Origin of the sequence: Pseudolysinimonas kribbensis (assembly GCF_030161895.1) — a bacterium.
Classification (GTDB): Bacteria; Actinomycetota; Actinomycetes; order Actinomycetales; family Microbacteriaceae; genus Pseudolysinimonas; species Pseudolysinimonas kribbensis.
Genome location: NZ_BSVB01000001.1, coordinates 2,711,514 through 2,731,941, shown reverse-complemented (window position 1 = coordinate 2,731,941; position 20,428 = coordinate 2,711,514). Strand labels below are relative to the sequence as shown.

Below are 20,428 nucleotides of genomic sequence, written 5' to 3'. Positions count from 1 at the left end.
CACCGGTCAGCACGTAGGATTTCGGCATGGGGGCCGTGGACATCGGGGACGTCGCGCCCGATTTCGTGCTCCCCGGCATCCAGGTCGTCGACGGCGAGGTGCACCGGATGCCCTTCCGCCTCTCGAAGGAGCGCGGGCATCCGATCGTGCTGGCCTTCTACCCCCTCGACCAGAGCAAGGTCTGCACGGAGCAGCTGTGCAGCTACCAGGACAACTTCTCCGGCTTCGACGCGCTCGGCGCGCAGGTGTGGGGCATCAGCCTGCAGGGCGTCGAGAGCCACGAGGAGTTCGCGCGCAAGCAGGGCCTGACCTTCCCGCTGCTGGCCGACTCCCGTGACGGGGTCGCGAAGACCTACGGCGTCTCGACCCTCGGCGGCATGCTGACGCGCCGCTCCATCTTCATCGTCGATGCGGGCGGCGTGGTGCAGTGGAAGCACGTCGCCATGATGGGGCTGAGCTTCCGCAAGGCCGACGAGATCCGCGAGCAGATCCTCCGACTCTTCCCCGCGCCCTCAGGCGGCGCGTTCGCCCTCCCCGCCCCCGCCTGACCCGCGGCTAAGCGAACGCCTCCACCGGGGGCAGGCGCAGAACAGGTTGCGGTCGCCGTAGGCCTGGTCGATCCGGCGCACCGGCGGCCAGTACTTGCGATGCACGAGCCCGGGCACCGGGTACACCGCGGTCTCCCGCGCGTACGGGTGGGTCCACTCGGTCGCCACGGCGACCTCCGCCGTATGCGGCGCGTTGACGAGCGGGTTGTCGGAGGCCGGCCACTCCCCGCGGCCACGGCATCCGCCTCGGCCCGGATGGCGATCATGGCCTCGATGAAGCGGTCGAGCTCCGCGAGGTCCTCGCTCTCGGTCGGCTCCACCATGAGCGTGCCCGCGACCGGGAACGACATCGTGGGCGCGTGGAAGCCGTAGTCGATGAGGCGCTTGGCCACGTCATCCACCGTTACTCCGGAGTTCTCGCGCAGCGGCCGCAGATCCAGGATGCACTCGTGCGCGACGAGGCCGTGTTCTCCGGAGAAGAGGATCGGGTAGTGCTCGCGCAGCCGGGCCGCGACGTAGTTGGCGGCGAGCACCGCGGCGCCGGTCGCGGACTTCAGCCCGTCCGACCCCATCATCCGGATGTACGACCAGGTGATGGGCAGGATGCCGGGGCTGCCGTACGGCGCCGCGCTGACGGGGTTCGCGTGGGGGTCTCGATACGCGGCTCCGCCGCTACTCGACCCGCTCATGCCCGGGAGGTACGGGGCGAGGTGCGCCTTCGCGGCGACGGGGCCCACGCCGGGGCCGCCGCCGCCGTGGGGGATGCAGAACGTCTTGTGCAGGTTGAGGTGCGAGACGTCGCCGCCGAAGTCGCCGAACCGGGCGTAGCCGAGCAGCGCATTGAGGTTGGCGCCGTCGACGTAGACCTGCCCGCCGGCGTCGTGCACGGCATCCGCGATGCGTGCGATCTCGTGCTCGTACACCCCGTGCGTCGACGGGTAGGTGACCATGAGCGCCGCGAGGTCGTCGGCGTGCTCCGCGACCTTCGCCCGCAGGTCGTCGAGGTCGACGTTGCCGAGCTCGTCGGTGGCGACCACGACCACGCGCATGCCGGCCAGCACGGCGCTCGCCGCGTTGGTGCCGTGGGCGCTCTGCGGGATGAGGCACACCGTGCGCCCGTCGTCGCCGTTGGCGCGGTGGTAGCCCCGGATCGCGAGCAGCCCGGCCAGCTCGCCCTGCGATCCGGCGTTCGGCTGCAGCGACACCTCGTCGTAGCCGGTCACCTGGGCGAGCCAGTCCTCGAGCTGGTGGATGAGGTCGAGGTAGCCGCGCGTGGAGTCCTCGGGCGCGAACGGGTGGATGTCGGCGAACTCCGGCCACGTGATCGCGGCCATCTCGGTGGCCGCGTTGAGTTTCATGGTGCAGGAGCCCAGCGGGATCATGCCGCGGTCGAGCGCGTAGTCCTTGTCCGCGAGGTACTTCAGGTAGCGCATCATCGCCGTCTCGGAGCGGTGGGTCTGGAAGACCGGATGCGTCAGGTACGCGCTCGTGCGGGCGAGCTCCGGCGGGATGCCGCGGGCGACCGGCTTGAACCCGAGGCCGTCGGGCGCGTCGTCGCCGAGCACCGCCGCGAGCACGGCGAGCACGTCGTGCTCGGTCGTCGTCTCGTCGAGGGTGACGCCGACCACGTCGCCGTCGACGCGGCGCAGGTCGATGCCGAGCTCCGCCGCATTGGCGACGACGGCGTCGGCATGCCCCGGGACCGCGAGGGTGAGCGTGTCGAAGTAGGCGCCGTGCACGGGCTCGAGGCCGGCGGCGGCGAGCGCGTCGGCGAGCAACCGGGCGAGCCGGTTGACGCGGTGCGCGATCGCCCTGAGGCCCTGCGGGCCGTGGTACACCGCGTACATCGACGCCATCACGGCGAGCAGCACCTGCGCCGTGCAGATGTTGCTCGTCGCCTTCTCGCGCCGGATGTGCTGCTCGCGGGTCTGCAGACTGAGCCGGTATGCCGGATAGCCGTCGGCATCCTGGCTCACGCCGACCAGCCGGCCGGGCAGCTGCCGCTCCAGACCGGCGCGCACGGCCAGGTACCCGGCGTGCGGGCCGCCGAAGCCGAGCGGCACGCCGAAGCGCTGGCTCGTGCCCACGGCGACGTCGGCGCCGAGCTCGCCCGGGCTCGTGAGAAGGGTGAGCGCGAGCAGGTCGGCGGCGACGACCGCGAGGCCGCCCTGGGCGTGCACCGCCTCGATGACGCGTGAGGGATCCCACACCCGCCCCGAGGCGCCGGGGTACTGGATGAAGGCGCCGAACACGTCCAGATCGGCGGGCGGCGGGTCGAGGTCGAAGGGGTCTCGTGCAGCACGATGCCGACGGCCTCGGCGCGGTGGGCGAGGAGCCGCTTGGTCTGCGGGAGGGCGTCGGCATCGACCAGGAAGACGTTCGAGGCCGAGCCGGACGCGCGGCGGGCCAGCAGCATCCCCTCGACGACCGCGGTCGACTCGTCGAGCATCGAGGCGTTCGCCGTGGCGAGCCCCGTCAGGTCGGCGACCATCGTCTGGAAGTTGAGCAGCGCCTCGAGGCGCCCCTGCGAGATCTCGGGCTGGTACGGCGTGTACGCCGTGTACCAGCTCGGATTCTCGAGCACGCCCCGCTGGATGACGCTCGGCGTGATCGTGCCGTGGTATCCGAGCCCGATCATCGGCGTGCGCACGCGGTTGCGGGAGGCCAGCTCGCGCAGCTCGGCGAGCGTCTCGCGCTCGGTCGCGGCCGGCGGGAGGGTCGTGTCGTCCTCGGTGATCCGGATGCCGGGCGGCACCGCGGCATCCATGAGCGCCTCGATGCTGTCGTACCCGATGGCGGCGAGCATGGTGCGCTGCGCCGCCGCATCCGTTCCGATGTGGCGGTCGGCGAACAAATCAGTCAATCTCTTCTCCCGTTTTCCCGACGCCCGAGACGGGCGTCGGCGCTGGCGTCGCGGCGAAGGCCAGAAATGGCCTTCGCTTTCAGCTCCAGCGCGCGATGTGGCGGTCGGCGAATCCGGTCATTCGGCGGTCAGCTCCGCGTACTGGTCGGCGGAGAGCAGCTCCGGCAGCGACGTGAACCGCACCCGGATGAGCCAGGCCGCGTCGGCATCCGCGTTGATCGAGCCGGGGTCGTCGACGACGGCCTGGTTGGCCTCGACGACCTCACCGTCGACGGGCGCGAAGAGCTCGCCCACCGACTTGGTCGACTCGATCTCGCCCACGACGGTGCTCGCCGTGACGGTCGCGCCCGGCTTCGGCAGGTCGACGTAGACGACATCGCCGAGCTTGTCGGCGGCGTAGCGGGTGATGCCGACGGTCGCGATGTCGCCGTCGACCTCCACCCACTCGTGATCGGAGGTGTACTGGCGGGTCATGCGTGCTCCTTCGGGCGGCGGTAGAACGGCAGGTCGACGACGGTGACGGGCAGCTCCGTACCCCGCACGTCGACGGCGAGGACGGTGCCGGGTTCGGCGAGCGCGGCGTCGACGTAGGCCATCGCGATCGGATGCCCGAGCGTCGGCGACAGCGCGCCCGACGTGATCCCGCCGACGGGATCCCCTCGCGGACGACGGCGTAGCCCGCACGGGCGGCGCGACGCCCCTCGCCGGTGAGGCCCACGAGCACGCGCCCGTCGCGGACGAGGCGCGCGGCGCGACCGATGCCCTCGCGACGCGTGGTGCGGTCGAGTTCGTGCCCGTACAGCGGCATCCCGGCCTCGAGGCGCAGCGAGTCGCGTGCGGCGAGCCCGGCCGGTTTGAGCCCCGACCCCTCCCCGGTCTCGAGAAGCGCCGTCCACAGCGACTCGGCTGCCTCCGGCGCGAGGTAGAACTCGAAGCCGTCCTCGCCGGTGTAGCCCGTGCGGGCGACGAAGACGCCGTGGCCGAGGAAGTCGCCGGACGTGCTGCGGTAGTAGCCGAGGCCGTCGAGCTCGGGGATCTCGAATCCCTCGACGTTGCGCAGGATCTCCTCCGCGAGCGGCCCCTGCAAGGCGATGAGCGCGACGTCGTCGGTCTCGTCCTCGACCAGCGCCTCCGAGGGCGACGCGTGCGCCCCGATGCGCTCCCGGAGGGCGTCCGCGACGACGTGCCGGTTGCCGGCGTTGGCGACGACGAGGAACCGGTCATCCCCCGTGCGGTAGACGATGAGGTCGTCGAGGATGCCGCCGTCGGCGTCCTCGAGCAGCGTGTACTTCGCGCGGCCGTTCGCGATCCCGGAGACCGGATCGGCGAGCGCCGCATCGAGCGCGGGCGCCGCCTGCGGGCCGAGCACCGCGATCTCGGCCATGTGGCTCAGATCGAACAGGCCGGCCGCCGTGCGGACGGCCGCGTGCTCGGCGAGGTCGGAGCTGTACGACACCGGCATGCGCCATCCGGCGAAGTCGGTGAAGCTCGCGCCGAGCTCGGCGTGCACGGCGTCGAGCGGGCTGCGAAGCGCCGGGCTGTCGGCGTTCTGGGTCATGGGAGTCCTCTCGGAACGAGCGCGGACTCCCCTCTGTCATGGTGCCTGAGAGCTTCGCGCGACGCGCTTTCACCGTGGGCGGGGTCGACGAACGACCCTCTCTTCAGAGTGGCCTGGCGGTGCGGTACGCGGACCTGAGAGTTTGGCGGGGAGGCTTGCTCCTTCGGTGCCGTCCGGACGGATCCGGAACGGGCTCTCCCGCATCGCCTGCGGCCGATGTTCGGTTGTGCGGCCAGCCTAGCGGGACGGGGGCCGCGATCCAGGTGTATGCCGCATGTGAATCGCGCGCTCTCGCGTCGACGGCGCGCACCGTGGGGTGATGAGTTCCCTCAAGGCAGACACCATGAAGGCCGCGGACCGCGTCAGGCGCGAGGCCAAGAACCGTGCGCAGGCGGCCCAGCAGGCCGGTCTCCAGAACCCCGTCCGAGCCCTCAGCGAGGCCGGATTCCGCAGCGAGTGGGCCTACCTCGGCGGCTTCGCGTCGATCGGCCTGAGCTTCGTCAGCTGGGTGCTGTCGCAGGCGAACCGCAAGACGGACCGCGCCCAGTCCGACCGGTGGGGCATCTTCATCGGGCACTGGGCGCCGACGTTCTTCGTGCTCGGGCTCGCGCTCAAGCACGAGGAGAAGGATCGCGAGTTCGGCCGGTAGCCGCTCGCTAGGACGTCGGCGTCGACGCGGTGGCGACGGCGATGGACGAGGTCGCGAGCGCCTTCGCGGACTCGTGGTGCTGGCGGCGCCCCGGATGACGACGATGCCCACGCACACGACCCAGACCAGCCACGGGAACGTCGCGAGCAGGGCCGTGCCCCAGCCGCCGACGGCGTGGAAGCTGTCGTCGGTGCCGCCGAACACCGTGGCGACCGCCACCAGATTGGCGCCGGCGACCACGAGGGCGAGCCGGCCGGTCCAGCGCGGCAGCGCGCCCGCGATGATCGTCACATAGCCGGATGCGGCGGCGACGAGCGCGGTCAGCACGCATCCGATCGCGCCGAACAGCAGCGAGTGCCCGAGCGTGAGCGTGCGGATGAGGTGCGGGTCCGGGTGGAGCGCGCCGGCATCCAGGGCCGCTCCCCTTCGAGCCCGTCGCCGACGAGCGTGATCGCGACCCAGACGATGCCCGCACCGTAGGCGAGCGCGCTGACCCAGTCCAGGTCCGGCCGCACCTGCGTGATGAGCTGCCGGAACGCCGCCAGGAACACGACGAGCGACGCCATCAGGAAGGTGTCGATGAGGATCACCCCGAGGGTGCCCGCGGCCGTGCGCTGCGCGAAGTCGATGAGCGCGGGCGCGTCGTCGAGCGGTGGCCGTGCGCCGACGAAGATCTGACGGATCGTGAACTCGAGCACCGTGAAGACGGCGACCGCGATCGCCGCGACGCCGGTCCAGGCGCCGACGTTGGGGGTGCGGGGGCATCGACCATCGTCCGATTCTGCCCCTCCCGCTACGTCCCCGGGGGTGGGTCGGCGAGCAGGGCCACCCGATCGCGCAGGTAGTCGGCCAGCGGCACGAGCGTGGCGGGATCGCCCGAGCCGTCCCAGCTCACCTCGCGCGCGTCCGCGACATCCACCGGCTCGGCACCGAGGACGACGGTCTCGCCCGGCGCGATGCCGGCCCGCTGGATCGCGACCCGTAGCGCACGACGGGCGGCAGCGCGATCCGACTGGTGATTGTCGAAGCGCACCGGCTGAGCATGGATGACCTCGCCGGTGCGGTAGAGGCGGCCCTCGACATCCAGGAGGAGCACCCCGAGGCGCCAGACCCGGCCGAGCGGCACGACGACATCCGGGCGGCGAACGGGACCGAACCGCCTGCCGGCACGCACCTCCGCGCGCAGCTCCGTGCGCGCGCCCGTCGCGACGAGCCGGTCGACGGCCTCGGCGATCCCCGCGTGTCCCTGCACCCGACGATTGTGCGCCGAGCCGCGCTCAGCGGGCCGGAGGCCGCCTCCGTTAGCGTGAACCCATGCCCACGACCGTCGCCGCCTACGCCGCCCCCTCCGCCACCGAGCCGCTCGTGCGCACCACGATCGAGCGCCGCGACGTCGGTCCGCACGACGTGCTCATCGAGATCCGGTACGCGGGCATCTGCCACTCCGACATCCACACCGTGCGCGGCGACTGGCGCAGCATCGCCTATCCGCAGGTCGTCGGCCACGAGATCGCCGGGATCGTCACCGAGGTCGGCTCCGCGGTCACGCGGCACGCGGTCGGCGACCGGGTCGGCGTCGGCTGCATGGTGAACTCCTGCGGCGAGTGCGAGAACTGCCGCGCCGGCGAGGAGCAGTACTGCCTGAACGGCAACGTCGGCACGTACGCGTCCGTCGACCGCGACGGCACGATCACGCAGGGCGGGTACTCGACCCACGTCGTTGTGACCGAGGACTTCGTGCTCAGCATCCCCGACGCGCTCGACCTCGCGACGGCAGCGCCGCTGCTCTGCGCCGGCATCACGACCTACTCGCCGCTGCGGCACTGGAACGCCGGACCCGGCATGCGCGTGGCCGTCGTCGGTCTCGGCGGGCTCGGCCACATGGCGGTGAAGTTCGCGCATGCGTTCGGCGCCCACGTCACGGTGCTCTCGCAGAGCCTCTCGAAGAAGGACGACGGCATCGCGATGGGAGCGGACGACTACCGCGCGACGTCCGACGACGCCACCTTCGCCGAGCTGCGCAGCTCGTTCGACCTCATCGTCAACACGGTCTCCGCGGTCATCCCGATGAACCGGTACCTGTCGCTGCTGCGCCTGAACGGCACGTTCGTGAGCGTCGGCGCCCCCGGCGAGCCGCTGCCCGTGCCGGTGTTCTCGCTGTTCAACCAGCGCCGCTCGTTCGCCGGGTCGAGCATCGGCGGCATCCGGGAGACGCAGGAGATGCTCGACTACTGCGCCGAGCACGGCATCGCACCCGAGACCGAGCTCATCCGTGCCGACCGGGTGAACGAGGCGTGGGAGCGGGTGCTCGCCTCCGACGTGCGCTACCGCTTCGTCATCGACGCGTCGACGATCTAGGTCAGCGCGCGACGCGGACCTCGCGGTAGTCGGCGATCCGGGTGAGACCGTTCGTCGAGGCGGCGACGTGCTCGCCGACGACGATGACGCGGGAGCCGGCGGCGATCCCCGCCTTGATGCCGGCCTCGGCATCCTCGAACACGACGCAGCGTGCGGGGTCGGCCCCGAGCCGCCGGGCCGCCTCGAGATACCCGTCGGGGGCCGGCTTGCCGCGGTCGATGTCCTCGGCCGTCACGACGACGTCCGGCACCGGGATGCCCGCCGCACCCAGCCGCGCGAGGGCGAGGTCGCGCGGCGCGGACGTGACGATCGCGACCGGGATGCCGGCATCCGGCAGCGCGCGCAGCACCTCCGCGGCGCCCGGGATCTCCACGATCCCGTCGAGCAGCCCGAGCTCCCGCTCGATCAGCCGCTGCGTCTCGGCCTCCACGCGGTCCGCCGGCAGGTAGCGCGCGATCGAGTCCCCGGCCCGCACCCCGTGGATCGAGGCGAGCACCTCGGCGGTGTCGAGCTCGTGCTCCTTCGCGAAGAGGGTCCACGACGCGACGACCGCGGCGCTCGAATCGAGAAGGGTGCCGTCCATGTCGAAGAGGGCGGCATCCACCCCGCGCGGGTCGAGGGCGAGAGTCACATGCTTGACGCTATCGGCCCCGCGGGCCGAGACCCCGCGGGCCGAGGCCGCGCGGGTCAGCGCGGGCCGAACGGGTGGGAGTCGTCGGCGAGAATGCGACGTAGACCAGCCGTCCCACCCGGAACTTCAGCCGCCCGCCGACCCGGACGGCGTACGAGCGTTCCAGCTCCGAGCCGAGTGCTCGGACATCGTCGACGATCGCCGCGTAGGCGCGGGAGACCTTCGCCCGCGCGACCATGCGCCACGCGTCGACGACGAGGGTGCGCGCCTCGACCTGGTCCAGCGCGGCGAGATCCGCGTGCACCCAGTTGAAGCGCATGTCCGACGCCGAGGGCCGCTGGAACGCCCGGCTCGGTCAGGACCAGCGCCTCCCGTTCCTCCCTCGGGAACGCGAAGCCCATCACGGTCTCGTCCACGGCGACGTCCGGACCGGGGTCCCACTTCAGGTCCTCGATCGTGCCCCAGAAGTCGAACAGCACGTCATACGTTCGCCGGCCGAACAGGAACGCGTCGGCGCGCTGGAAGGTCGCGGCGATGTGGTCGCGGGTGCTGTCGTCACCCGCACCCTCGCCCAGCCGCCGCGGTCGAATCCGTTCCTCAGATCCTCTTCCGTCGAGCCGCCGTTGCCCTGGGTGACTCCGTCCAGCGTGATCTGGGTGATCGTCGTGAGTTTCATTCGTCGCACTCCTGCCATGGGCGACCATCCGTTGGACGCCTCAGGTATGCAACGAACGGCCCGGCACGAATCGGACGTGAAGGACGACGAACCTGCCGCGATTCGAAGCGACCGCGCGGGCCGCTACCGACGCTGTCGAGAGTTCGGGTCGGCGCTTCGCCCGTTCCGGCGCGCGGTGGCCGTTCCGAGGCCGCCCGCCAGGGCGCATCCGATCGCGACACCGATGGCGATGCCCACCCCCACGTTGCCCATCGCCACGCCGATGGCCACCCCAATCACGATGCCGATCGCGAGGCCCGATCCCCAGCCGGCCGACGACGCGGACCACCGCGACCGATTTGCGCTGCCGTCGGACACCGGATGCTCGTGGTCGTCCATGCCGTCCACGCTACGTCGATCGCGGCGGGTGCGCGACGGGTCCGGGCGTGCCCCGGTCAGTTGTTGAAGCGGAATTCCACGACGTCGCCGTCCTGCATCACGTAGTCCTTGCCCTCGATGCGGGCCTTGCCGTGGGCCCGCGCCTCGGCGATCGAGCCGGTGGCGACGAGGTCGGCGAACGACACGATCTCCGCCTTGATGAAGCCCTTCTCGAAGTCGGTGTGGATCACGCCCGCGGCCTGCGGCGCCTTCCAGCCCTTGCCGATCGTCCAGGCGCGCGACTCCTTCGGGCCCGCCGTCAGGAAGGTCTGCAGGCCGAGCGTGTCGAAGCCGATGCGGGCCAGCTGATCCAGGCCCGACTCCTCCTGGCCGGTGGATGCCAGCAGCTCGGCCGCGTCGGCCGGGTCGAGGTCGATGAGCTCCGACTCGATCTTCGCGTCGAGGAACACGGCCTGAGCCGGCGCGACGAGCGCGGCCAGCTCGGCCTTGCGGGCGGCATCCATCAGCACGCCCTCGTCGACGTTGAAGACGTAGATGATCGGCTTCGCGGTCATCAGCCCCAGCTCGCGCAGCAGCGGCAGCTCGACGCCGGTCGCCCGGGAGAGCGGGACGCCGCGGTTCAACGATTCCTGCGCGGCGAGGGCGGCATCCAGCACCGCCGGGTCGGCCTTCTTGCCCCGCACCTCCTTCTCGAGGCGGGTGATCGCCTTCTCGAGGGTCTGCAGGTCGGCGAGAGCGAGCTCCGCGGTGATGACCTCGAGGTCGGCCTGCGGGTCGACGGCGCCCGCGACGTGGACGACGTCGGCGTCGGCGAACCCCGCACGACCTGCGCGATCGCGTCGGCCTCGCGGATGTTGGCGAGGAACTGGTTGCCGAGGCCCTCGCCCTCGCTCGCCCCCTTCACGATGCCGGCGATGTCGACGAAGCTCACCGCGGCGGGCACGATGCGCTCGCTGTGGAAGAGGTCGCTCAGCACCTGCAGCCGTGCATCGGGCAGGTCGACGACGCCCACGTTCGGATCGATCGTCGCGAACGGATAGTTGGCGGCGAGGACCGTGTTCTTCGTCAGCGCGTTGAAGAGGGTCGACTTGCCGACGTTCGGGAGTCCGACGATGCCGATGGTGAGAGCCACGGGCGTCGAGCCTATCGGCGAGCGCCGAGCGCCGCCCCGCACGCTCCGGATGTCACGAACGCATCACGACGACGCGCGACACGCCCGGTCGGCTTGCCCGAAGTGGACGGTGTTCACTACGTTCGTTGAGCACCCCGCCGAGACACACAGAAAGGAGTCGGCACGTGGCATTCGCAATGAGCCGCGGAATCGCATTCCGCACCGCCGGCTTCGTCGGCGTCCTCTCCGTCCGGAACGGCTAGCAGCGTCTTCTGCGCCGCCGTCGACGACGGTGGCGACGCTCACGAAGCCCAGGTCCCCGGCCCCGCCCGATCGCGGCGGCATCCGGCGACCGCCACCGCTGTCCACGATCCCGCCCTGCGCGGTGATCGGCACCCCGCCGCCCCGCGCGGCGGCATCGACGTCGCGTCCCGCGCGGACGCGACGCCTCGGCGACGCGTCCGACCGGGCGCGCGCAGCATCCACGGTGAGGACACCAGCATGAACAGCACCCTGACGGCCCCGCGCCGCCACGGCCACCCGCCCGATACGCACGCGGACCTGCGTCCGCTCACCCCCTCGATCGCGCCGCCCTGCATCTGGGTCTCGCGCTGATCCGCTGGGGGCGGCGATCCGGTCCGCGACCGGAGGCCGAGCGCCGGGCCAACCGCCTGGAGCGCGCCCTCGCGCTGCAGGAGCGCAACCGCCTCGCGCAGGAGGCGCAGCAGACGCTGCTGCCGTACACCTTCTCGCGATGAGCGGGCGAGGCATCACCACCGAGGACCCGCGTCCCCTCCGGGGCGCGGGTCCTCGGCATTCGGCGCGTCCGACCGAGGGATGTCGGAGCCCGGTGCCAGAGTCGGAGACGTGCCCCTCGACTTCACCGCGATCGACTTCGAGACGGCCAACGGCTCCGCGGCGAGCGCCTGCTCCGTCGGACTCGTGAAGGTGCGCGACGGGCAGGTCGTCGATCGCATCGGGTGGTACATCCGGCCGCCGCTCGGGCACGACCACTTCGTCGACTGGAACATCCGCATCCACGGCATCACGCCTGAGATGGTCGCCGACGCTCCGGGCTGGGTCGAGCAGCTCGCCGACCTGGTCGAGTACTGCGACGGCGACATCCTCGTCGCCCACAACGCCGGGTTCGACATGGGCGTCATCAAGGCCGCGTGCCTCGCGACCGGCATCACGGTGCCGCAGTACCGCTACATGTGCAGCCTGCAGCTGGCCCGCAAGACCTACCACCTCGACTCCTACCGCCTGCCGTCGGTCGCGATGGCCGCGGGCTTCGAGGACTTCGCCCACCACGACGCCGTCGCCGACTCCGAGGCGTGCGCCGCGATCATGATCCACGCGGCCGACCGCTACGGCGCGATCGACCTCGTCGAGCTGTCGGAGCTCGCCAGCGTGCGCCTCTCGCTCCTGCAGCATCCGGTCGCGCTCGCGGGCTGAGCACCGCCTACCCTTGACCGGGTGACCGGGCGCTGGGATGTCGTGGTCGTCGGCGCCGGGCCGGCCGGTTCGGCGGCGGCCCGATTCGCCGCCCAGGCCGGCGCCCGCGTGCTCCTGATCGATCGCGCCCGGTTCCCGCGGTACAAGACCTGCGGCGGCGGCATCACCGGGTGGTCGCGGCGCGAGCTGCCGGCGGGCATCGAGTCGACGTTGGAGGACGCGACGACGCGGCTCGGCATCGGGCACGACGACCGCGATCGGCACTGGATCGAGCGCGACGAGCCGTTCCTCGGCATGGTGCGCCGCGCCGACTTCGACCAGGCCCTCGTGGATGCGGCGGTGGAGGCGGGCGCCGAGTTCCGCGACGGCGTCGCCGTGCGCGCGATCGGGGAGGACGCCGACGGCGTGCACCTGCGCACCGACGGCGACGAGCTCCTCGCCGCGACGGTCATCGGCGCCGACGGCACGGGTGGCCGCACGGCGAGCCACGTCGGCGTGCGCTACGGCGGCACCGACCTGGGTCTCGAGCTGGAGCTCGCGGCCCCCGACCACGACTGGGCCGGCCGCGCGCTCTTCGACTGGGGGCCGGATGCGGGCAGCTACGCGTGGCTGTTCCCGAAGCGCGACACGCTCACGGTCGGCGTCATCCAGCGCACGGGCGTGCCGGACCGCACCCGGGCCTACCTCGATCGCTGGGTCGGGCAGCTCGGGCTGGCGGGCGCGGAGCGCATCCACGACTCCGGGCACCTCACCCGCTGGCGCACCAGCTCGTCGCCGCTGCGCCGCGGACGCGTGCTCGTCGCGGGCGACGCCGCCGGCATGCTCGACCCGTGGACGCGGGAGGGCATCTCGTTCGCGCTCCGATCGGGGCGGATGGCCGGGCAGGCGGCGGGCTCCTTCACCACGACCGGGGGCGATCTCGACGCGTACGCGCGCGCGGTGGATGCCGAACTCGCGCCTCAGCAGCGGGCGGGCGCGACGGCCCTTCGGATCTGGGAGCGGATGCCGCGCGCCTACCACTGGAGTCTCGCGCACACGCGTGCGGGACGGCGGCTCTTCCTCGACCTGTGCAGCGCCGACGCCCGTGTCGACCGGATGCTCGAACGGCCGGTGGTGCGCGCGCTCGCCCGGCGCGGTGGCCGGCGCTTCGACGCCGACTGACGGAGCGGCAACCCGGCGATGTCCGCGGCCCTTGCGACACTGACGGCATGGACGTGGTCTGGCTTCTCATCGGTCTCGTGGTCGGCATCGCGCTCGGCGGCGTGATCGGCGCGCTCGTGATGCGCTCCCGGCGGGAGGCCACGGCATCCGGAGCGGACCCCGCCGTGCTCGAGGCGCGGCACCAGGTCGCCCTCGCCGAGGCCCGGCAGGAGCTCGGCACCCGCCTTGCGGCCGCCACCGCCGGGCTCGACGAGCTGCGGGAGCGGCTCGCCGACGCGCAGAGCCAGTACCGCGAGCTGGTCGAGCGCACGCGCGAGGAGGCCGAGCGGCGTGCGGCCGCCGAACGCGAGGAGAGCCGGGTGCTGCAGGCCCTCGCCCCGGTGAAGGAGTCGCTGACCTCGATGCAGTCGAAGGTCGCCGAGCTCGAGACCCAGCGCACGCAGCAGCACACGGAGCTGAGCGAGCAGCTGCGCGCCGCGCAGGCGTCGGAGGAGCGGCTGCGTTCGACCGCCGAGTCGCTGAACGCCGCGCTGCGGAACAACTCGACCCGCGGCGTCTGGGGCGAGACGCAGCTGCGTGCGGTCGTGGAGGCCGCCGGCATGCTCGAGAACGTCAACTTCGACGTGCAGACCAGCATCCGGGTCGAGGAGCGCACGGCCCGGCCCGACATGATCGTGCACCTCCCCGGCGGCAAGAGCATCGCCGTCGACGCGAAGGTGCCGTTCACCTCCTACCTGGAGGCGGCCGCGATCCCGGCGACCGCCGAGCCCGGCGAGCTCGCCCGGCGCGACGCGCTGCTCAAGCAGCACGTCAAGGTCGTGCGCGACCACATCTCGGCGCTCGGCGCCCGCAGCTACTGGGACGGCCTCGACTCGAGCCCGGAGCTCGTCGTCGCCTTCATCCCGAGCGAGTCGCTGCTCTCCGCCGCGGTGGAGGCAGACCCGTCGATCATGGAGTTCGCGTTCGCCAAGAACGTCGTGCTCGGCTCGCCGGTGAACCTGTACCTGCTGCTGAAGACCGTGGCGGTCAGCTGGCGGCACGAGGTCGTGACGCAGGAGGCGCGGGCGCTGTTCGACGTGAGCCGCGAGCTGTACGGCCGCCTCACCAAGCTGGCCGAGCACGTCGACAAGCTGGGCCGCTCGATCGAGCGCAGCGTCAAGGACTACAACAGCTTCGTCGGTTCGCTCGAGCGTCAGGTGCTGCCGAGCGCGCGCCGGCTGAGCCAGCTCGACGAGGCGAAGGTGCTGCCGCCGCTCGGCGAGATCGAGGAGGACACCCGGCAGATCTCGGCGTCGGATCTGACTCAGGAGCTCGCGGCGCTCGACGCGCTCGATGGCGTCGGTCGCCCCGAGCTCGACCTCGGGCTGCCGCACGACGGGTCCGCGGAGGATCGCCGCACCGCCTGAGCGGGTCTACGGCGCCTCGAGGTCGCCCGACTCCGCTGCCTCCTCGAGCCCCTCGCGCACGATCTGCCCGGCGGTCGGCGGGCCGGCGGGAGCTCCGACGAGCGCGGGCACGGGAGCCTGCTCCTCGGCATCCACCGGTGCTGCGAACTGCGCCTCGTAGAGCCGCGCGTACGCGCCGCCCGCGGCGAGCAGCTCGTCGTGCGTGCCCTGCTCGACGATGGCGCCCGCCTCCATGACCAGGATGAGGTCGGCATCCCGGATCGTGGAGAGCCGGTGCGCGATCACGAAGCTGGTCCTGTCCTTGCGCAGCTCGCTCATCGCCCGTTGCACGAGCAGCTCGGTGCGGGTGTCGACCGAGCTGGTCGCCTCATCCAGGATCAGCACGCTCGGCTTGGCGATGAACGCGCGCGCGATCGTGATGAGCTGCTTCTCGCCCGCCGAGACGTTGCCGCCCTCGTCGTCGAGCACCGTGTCGTAGCCGTCGGGCAGCGAGTGCACGAAGCGGTCGACGTAGGCGGCCTCGGCCGCGGCGGTGATCTCGTCGTCGGTGGCACCGGGCTTGCCGTATGCGATGTTCTCCCGGATCGTGCCCTGGAAGAGCCAGGTGTCCTGCAGCACCATGCCGGTGCGTGCGCGCAGGTCGGCCCGGGTCATCGCCGAGGTGTCGACCCCGTCGACCGTGATCCGGCCGCCGTCGAGCTCGTAGAAGCGCATGATGAGATTCACGAGCGTCGTCTTGCCCGCACCGGTCGGGCCGACGACCGCGATCGTGTGCCCCGGCTCGGCCACGAGCGACAGGTCGTCGATGAGCGGCTTCTCCGGCTCGTAGCGGAAGGCGACGTGGTCGAACTCGAGCCGGCCGGTGCGCCCCGCGGGGCTCTGCGCGGGCTCCGGGTCGGGCACCTCCTCGTCGGCGTCGAGCAGCTCGAAAACGCGCTCGGCGCTCGCGACCCCGGACTGCAGCAGGTTGGCCATCGACCCGAGCTGCGCGAGCGGCTGGGTGAACTGCCGGGTGTACTGGATGAAGGCCTGCACGTCGCCGATCTTCATCGAGCCGCTCGCGACGAGAAGCCCGCCGATGACCGCGATCGCGACGTAGATCAGGTTGCCGACGAACATCGTGGCCGGCATGATCAGCCCGCTCACGAACTGACCGCCGAAGCTCGCCCCGTACAGCTCCTGGTTCTTCTGCGCGAAGCGCTCCTCGACCTCCTTGTGACGGCCGAACACCTTGACCAGCGCGTGGCCGGTGTAGCCCTCCTCGATCTGCGCGTTGAGGGCGCCGGTGTGCGCCCACTGGGCCACGAACTGCTTCTGCGCGCGCTTGCCGATCATGGCCGTGATCCCGATCGTGAGCGGGACCGTGATGAGCGCGATGAGCGCGAGCAGCCACGAGATCGTGAACATCATCACGAGCACGCCGATGACGGTCAGCACCGAGATGACGAGCTGGCTGATCGTCTGCTGCAGCGACTGCGAGATGTTGTCGATGTCGTTGGTGACGCGGCTGAGCAGCTCGCCGCGCGGCGTGCGGTCGAAGTAGGTCAGGGGCAGGCGGTGCACCTTGGCCTCCACATCGCGCCGGAGCCGGTACACGGTGCGCTGCGTGACCCCGTTCAGCAGGTAGCCCTGCAGCCAGCTGAAGACGCTCGAGGCGACGTAGAGCACGAGCACGATGCCGAGCGTCATCTCGAGCGCCGGGAAGTCGATCCCGTGGCCCGGGTGGATGCCCGCGCCCCGTAGCACGCCGGCGATCTGGTCGCCGTACTTCTGCCGCGCCGCTTCGACCGCCTGATCCACGGTCATGCCCGCCGGCAGCTTCTTCGACAGGAAGCCGCTGAAGATGATGTTGGTCGCGTTGCCGAGGATCTTCGGCCCCAGCACGCTCAGCACGACGCTCACGACGCCGAGCAGCACGACGCCGGTCAGCCACCCGCGCTCGGACTTCAACCGCCCGAACAGGCGCTTCACCGACGGCCCGAAGTTCTGCGCCTTCTCGCCGCTGCCCATGCCGCCGAAGGGGCCGCCGCCGATCGGACGGCGTGCGCCGGCCGCCTGGAAGCCCTGGGTCTTCTTCTGCTGGGGAGCCGCGGCTCCCGTCCCCGCGCTCACGCGGCCTCCTCGATCGAGAGCTGGCTGGCGACGATCTCCGCGTACTCCTCGGAGGAGTGCAGGAGCTCGTCGTGGGTTCCGATGCCGACGATGCGGCCGTGCTCGAGCACGACGATCTGGTCGGCGTCGAGGATCGTCGACACGCGCTGCGCGACCACGATCCGGGTGGCGTCGCCCACCTCACGGTCGAGCGCGGCACGCAGCCGGGCATCGGTCGCGGTGTCGAGTGCCGAGAACGAGTCGTCGAAGACGTAGATCTCGGGCCGCTTCACGAGCGCCCGGGCGATCGCGATCCGCTGTCGCTGGCCGCCCGAGACGTTGGTGCCGCCCTGCGCGATCGGCGCCTGCAGCTGCTCCGGCATCGCGCGCACGAACTCGGCGCCCTGCGCGATCTCGAGCGCCTCCCAGAGCTCGTCGTCGGTGGCATCCGGATTGCCGTAGCGCAGGTTCGATGCGACCGTGCCCGAGAACAGGTAGGCCTTCTGCGGGATGAGCCCGATCCGGCTCCACAGCAGGTCCGGCTCGATGTCGCGCACGTCCTCGCCGTCGACGAGCACCTCTCCCGCCGTGGCGTCGAAAAGGCGGGGCAGCAGGTTGACGAGGGTCGACTTGCCCGACCCCGTCGAGCCGATGATCGCGGTGACGGTGCCGGGCCGCGCGGTGAACGAGATCGCGTGCAGCACCGGCTGGTCGGCGCCGGGGTAGGAGAAGCCGGCGGCGCGCAGCTCGACCTGGCCGTGCATGCGCAGCGTCGTGACCGGCGCCTGCGGCGGACGCACGCTCGGCTCGGTCTCGAGCACCTCGCCGATGCGATCGGCCGAGACGGAGGCGCGCGGCAGGATCACGGCCATGAAGGTCGCCATCATGACGGCCATCAGGATCTGCGCGAGGTAGAGCAGGAACGCCGTGAGCGATCCCACCTCGAGGTCGCCGTCGTCCACGCGCACCGCGCCGAACCAGAGCACGGCGACGCTCGAGAGGTTGAGCACGAGCATCACGAACGGGAACATGAGCGCGAACAGCCGACCGGCCTTGAGCGCCGTCTCGGTCACCGCGGCGTTCGCGTCATCGAAGCGCGCGACCTCGACCGGCTCGCGCACGAAGGCGCGCACCACCCGGATGCCGGTGAGCTGCTCGCGCAGCACCCGGTTCACCGCGTCGATGCGCTTCTGCATCTTGCGGAACTGGGGCACCATCCGGGTGATGATCAGGCCCACCCCGATGAGCAGCGCGGGCACGGCGACGACGATGATCCACGACAGCGTCGCGTCCTCGTTGACGGCCGCGATGATCCCGCCGATCGAGAGGATGGGCGCCGAGACGAGCAGGGTGCACGTCATCAGCACGAGCATCTGCACCTGCTGCACGTCGTTGGTCGTGCGGGTGATGAGCGACGGGGCGCCGAACTTGGCGACCTCGCGCTCCGAGAACTCGCCGACGCGGTGGAAGATCGCCCCGCGCAGGTCGCGGCCGAACGACATCGCGGTGCGGGCGCCGAAGTACACCGCCATGATCGAGCAGGCCGCCTGGCCGAGCGTGATGAGCAGCATGAGCAGGCCGCGGCCGAGGATGTAGCCGGCGTCGCCCTTCGCCACGCCGTTGTTGATGATGTCGCCGTTGATGTTCGGCAGGAGCAGCGATGCGATCGACTGCAGCACCTGGAACACGACGACGCCGAGCAGCAGCAGCCAGTACGGCCGCAGAAAGCGCGTGAGGATCTTGCGCAGCATGGTCAGCCTTTCGTGCGGGGAGGGTTCGTGCGGGGAGGGACGGGGAGGACTCCCCGGAGGATGAGGTCGGAGAGCTCGTCGGTCGTGAAGGCGTGCGGGCCCGTGAAGGCGGGGATCGCGTTGCCGAAGGCGACGAGGCGCACGAAGAATGCGAACGTCTCCTTCGACACGGCGAGCTCGCCTGGCCGGAAGATCTGGTCGATGAGGCCGTACCAGGCGCTGTTGCGCACGTCCTCGCCGTTCGGCGGCTGCGGCGGCTCGATCGCCATCGCCGACATGAAGCCGACGACGCCCTGGAACCGCTCCAGGAACGTCGAGACGAACTGCCGCACCTTGTCCTCGGTCGGGTCGTCGGGATCGATGCCGCGCAGTCGGTTGCGGAACGGCTCCGGGTCGAAGTACCGCTCGATCGCGGCGGCGATGAGGCTCTCCTTGTCGCCGAAGGCCCGGAACAGGGTACCTTCGGCGATGCCCGCGGCCTCGGCCATCTGCCGCGTCGACACAGTGCGGCCCTGCTCCTTGAGGAGCGGGATGACGGCGTCGAGGATCGCAGCTCGGCGCTCTTCCGGGGCCAACGGCCGGGCGCGTTCGCGCGCCACGACGAAGCCGGTGGGAAGGGTCACCGGGCTACCGTAGTGAGTGAGCACTCACTCAGTCAAGCGCCTCCGCCTCGAAGCCTCCTCCACTGGCCAAAAACGCCCTGTGCGCGCGGAGCGCACTGGGCGTTTTTGGCCAGTGGGAGTGCGGGCGGCGTCAGTCGAGCCACTTCGAGGCGAGGTGATCGGCCGCGATGCGACGGATCGTGCCGGACTTCGCCCGCAGCACGATGCTCTCGGTGCGGATGATCGGGCCCTTGCGCTGCACGCCGCGCACGAGCATCCCGTCGGTCACGCCGGTCGCCACGAAGAACGTGTTGTCGCTCGTGACAAGCTCATCGGCCTCGTAGACGTGGTCGAACTTGAGTCCGGCATCGAGCCCCTTCTGCCGCTCCTCGTCGGTCTTCGGCGCGAGCACCGTCTGGATCAGCCCCCGAGCGCCTTGATCGCGCACGCCGTGGCGACCCCTCGGGGCTCCCGCCCGTGCCGACGCACATGTCGAGGCGCCCCTCGTAGCTGGCCGAGTTGATCCCGCCGGCGACGTCGCCGTCGAGCATCAGCCGGGTGCCCGCTCCGGCCGCCCGGATGTCGGCGATCAGCTGCTCGTGACGCGGGCGATCGAGCACCCCGATGAGCATCTCCCCCACCTCCTTGCCCTTCGCCTTCGCGAGCGCGCGGATGTTCTCCCCCACCGGCTTGCGGATGTCGACGACCCCGATGCCCTCCGGTCCGGTGACGATCTTGCGCATGTAGAACACCGTGTGCGCGTCGAGCATCGAACCGCGATCGGAGGCCGCGATCATCGAGATCGCGTTCTGGCGTCCCGCCGCCGTGAGCGAGGTGCCGTCGATCGGGTCGACGGCGATGTCGGTCGCCGGCCCGTGCCCCGTGCCGACGTGCTCGCCGTTGAACAGCATGGGCGCCTTGTCCTTCTCGCCCTCGCCGATCACGATCACGCCGTCGAACTCGACCGTGGCCAGGAACGTGCGCATCGCGTTGACCGCCGCGCCGTCGGCACCGTTCTTGTCGCCGCGGCCGATGAACGGGACGGCCCGGATGGCGGCCGCCTCCGTCGCGCGCACCAGCTCGAGAGCCAGGTTGCGGTCGGGGTTCTGGAAGTGCGTCGCCGCACCGGTGTCGGACGAGGCCATCTCGGCATCCTGTCGATCGTGAGGGAACGGGAGCTGCGACGAGGT

16 protein-coding genes, 4 pseudogenes and 2 riboswitches are annotated in these 20,428 nt (G+C 71.3%); of the genes and pseudogenes, 8 read left to right on the top strand and 12 right to left on the bottom strand.

What is annotated here, in order from left to right:
• Positions 1 to 26 precede the first annotated feature (26 nt).
• Positions 27 to 548 (top strand): peroxiredoxin, encoded by a 522-nt coding sequence (locus QQK35_RS15050; RefSeq protein ID WP_284254882.1) that lies wholly within the window; start codon positions 27 to 29, stop codon positions 546 to 548.
• Here the strand turns inward: QQK35_RS15050 and gcvP are convergent.
• The 3 genes and pseudogenes from gcvP to gcvT form a co-directional block, all read right to left on the bottom strand.
• Positions 513 to 3,354: pseudogene (gene gcvP, locus QQK35_RS15045) on the bottom strand (aminomethyl-transferring glycine dehydrogenase). The gene QQK35_RS15050 and the pseudogene gcvP overlap by 36 nt on opposite strands.
• 174 nt (positions 3,355 to 3,528) lie before the next feature.
• The gene (gcvH, locus tag QQK35_RS15035; protein WP_284254881.1) at positions 3,529 to 3,885 is read right to left on the bottom strand and encodes a glycine cleavage system protein GcvH; all 357 of its coding nucleotides are present in this window, start codon (positions 3,883 to 3,885) and stop codon (positions 3,529 to 3,531) included.
• A pseudogene (gene gcvT / locus QQK35_RS15030) lies at positions 3,882 to 4,969 on the bottom strand (glycine cleavage system aminomethyltransferase GcvT). The gene gcvH and the pseudogene gcvT overlap by 4 nt, the downstream one beginning before the upstream one ends.
• Positions 4,970 to 4,995: 26 nt before the next feature.
• A riboswitch (glycine riboswitch) is annotated at positions 4,996 to 5,081 on the bottom strand.
• A riboswitch (glycine riboswitch) is annotated at positions 5,082 to 5,180 on the bottom strand.
• A 108-nt stretch (positions 5,181 to 5,288) separates the two neighbouring features.
• Here gcvT and QQK35_RS15025 point away from each other — a divergent pair.
• Both QQK35_RS15025 and QQK35_RS15020 read left to right on the top strand, forming a co-directional pair.
• Positions 5,289 to 5,618 carry a hypothetical protein gene (locus tag QQK35_RS15025; RefSeq protein ID WP_284254880.1) on the top strand — a complete coding sequence of 110 codons (330 nt, stop codon included), beginning with the start codon at positions 5,289 to 5,291 and terminating at the stop codon, positions 5,616 to 5,618.
• 94 nt (positions 5,619 to 5,712) lie between these two features.
• Positions 5,713 to 5,913, top strand: coding sequence for a hypothetical protein (locus tag QQK35_RS15020; protein WP_284254879.1), 201 nt, complete (start codon positions 5,713 to 5,715; stop codon positions 5,911 to 5,913).
• A gap of 25 nt (positions 5,914 to 5,938) precedes the next feature.
• On the opposite strand, the gene QQK35_RS15015 is transcribed toward QQK35_RS15020, so the two are convergent.
• Both QQK35_RS15015 and QQK35_RS15010 read right to left on the bottom strand, forming a co-directional pair.
• The gene (locus QQK35_RS15015; RefSeq protein WP_284254878.1) at positions 5,939 to 6,316 is read right to left on the bottom strand and encodes a hypothetical protein; all 378 of its coding nucleotides are present in this window, start codon (positions 6,314 to 6,316) and stop codon (positions 5,939 to 5,941) included.
• A gap of 95 nt (positions 6,317 to 6,411) precedes the next feature.
• Complete coding sequence (locus tag QQK35_RS15010) at positions 6,412 to 6,870, bottom strand: hypothetical protein (RefSeq protein ID WP_284254877.1); 459 nt, start codon at positions 6,868 to 6,870, stop codon at positions 6,412 to 6,414.
• A gap of 62 nt (positions 6,871 to 6,932) precedes the next feature.
• Between QQK35_RS15010 and QQK35_RS15005 the strand changes: the two genes are divergently transcribed.
• The gene (locus QQK35_RS15005) at positions 6,933 to 7,976 is read left to right on the top strand and encodes an NAD(P)-dependent alcohol dehydrogenase (RefSeq protein ID WP_284254876.1); all 1,044 of its coding nucleotides are present in this window, start codon (positions 6,933 to 6,935) and stop codon (positions 7,974 to 7,976) included.
• Position 7,977: 1 nt separating this feature from the next.
• On the opposite strand, the gene QQK35_RS15000 is transcribed toward QQK35_RS15005, so the two are convergent.
• Complete coding sequence (locus QQK35_RS15000) at positions 7,978 to 8,607, bottom strand: HAD-IA family hydrolase (protein ID WP_284254875.1); 630 nt, start codon at positions 8,605 to 8,607, stop codon at positions 7,978 to 7,980.
• A gap of 10 nt (positions 8,608 to 8,617) precedes the next feature.
• Positions 8,618 to 8,926 (bottom strand): hypothetical protein, encoded by a 309-nt coding sequence (locus QQK35_RS14995; protein ID WP_284254874.1) that lies wholly within the window; start codon positions 8,924 to 8,926, stop codon positions 8,618 to 8,620.
• On the opposite strand from QQK35_RS14995, the gene QQK35_RS14990 reads away from it, so the two are divergent.
• Entirely contained in the window at positions 8,925 to 9,728 is an 804-nt protein-coding gene (locus QQK35_RS14990) for a hypothetical protein (RefSeq protein ID WP_284254873.1), read from the top strand. The two genes, QQK35_RS14995 and QQK35_RS14990, sit on opposite strands and share 2 nt — an antisense overlap.
• On the opposite strand, the pseudogene ychF reads toward QQK35_RS14990, so the two are convergent.
• Positions 9,718 to 10,793, bottom strand: a pseudogene (gene ychF / locus QQK35_RS14985) (redox-regulated ATPase YchF). The gene QQK35_RS14990 and the pseudogene ychF sit on opposite strands and share 11 nt — an antisense overlap.
• Positions 10,794 to 11,639: 846 nt before the next feature.
• Between ychF and QQK35_RS14980 the strand changes: the two are divergent.
• Genes QQK35_RS14980 through QQK35_RS14970 form a run of 3 tightly spaced genes read left to right on the top strand, consistent with a single transcriptional unit; the run spans position 11,640 to position 14,794 of the window.
• Positions 11,640 to 12,227 (top strand): 3'-5' exonuclease, encoded by a 588-nt coding sequence (locus tag QQK35_RS14980; protein WP_284254872.1) that lies wholly within the window; start codon positions 11,640 to 11,642, stop codon positions 12,225 to 12,227.
• A 21-nt stretch (positions 12,228 to 12,248) separates the two neighbouring features.
• Positions 12,249 to 13,388 carry a geranylgeranyl reductase family protein gene (locus QQK35_RS14975; protein ID WP_284254871.1) on the top strand — a complete coding sequence of 380 codons (1,140 nt, stop codon included), beginning with the start codon at positions 12,249 to 12,251 and terminating at the stop codon, positions 13,386 to 13,388.
• 47 nt (positions 13,389 to 13,435) lie between these two features.
• Positions 13,436 to 14,794, top strand: a complete 1,359-nt coding sequence (locus QQK35_RS14970; protein ID WP_284254870.1) for a DNA recombination protein RmuC — start codon at positions 13,436 to 13,438, stop codon at positions 14,792 to 14,794.
• 6 nt (positions 14,795 to 14,800) lie between these two features.
• On the opposite strand, the gene QQK35_RS14965 is transcribed toward QQK35_RS14970, so the two are convergent.
• From QQK35_RS14965 to glpX, 4 genes and pseudogenes are all read right to left on the bottom strand, one after another.
• Positions 14,801 to 16,804 carry an ABC transporter ATP-binding protein gene (locus QQK35_RS14965; protein WP_284255722.1) on the bottom strand — a complete coding sequence of 668 codons (2,004 nt, stop codon included), beginning with the start codon at positions 16,802 to 16,804 and terminating at the stop codon, positions 14,801 to 14,803.
• 98 nt (positions 16,805 to 16,902) lie between these two features.
• Positions 16,903 to 18,636 (bottom strand): ABC transporter ATP-binding protein, encoded by a 1,734-nt coding sequence (locus QQK35_RS14960; protein WP_284254869.1) that lies wholly within the window; start codon positions 18,634 to 18,636, stop codon positions 16,903 to 16,905.
• Between the two features lie 2 nt (positions 18,637 to 18,638).
• Complete coding sequence (locus QQK35_RS14955) at positions 18,639 to 19,259, bottom strand: TetR/AcrR family transcriptional regulator (RefSeq protein WP_284254868.1); 621 nt, start codon at positions 19,257 to 19,259, stop codon at positions 18,639 to 18,641.
• A 130-nt stretch (positions 19,260 to 19,389) separates the two neighbouring features.
• Positions 19,390 to 20,383 (bottom strand): annotated as a pseudogene (glpX, locus tag QQK35_RS14950) (class II fructose-bisphosphatase).
• Positions 20,384 to 20,428: the final 45 nt, after the last annotated feature.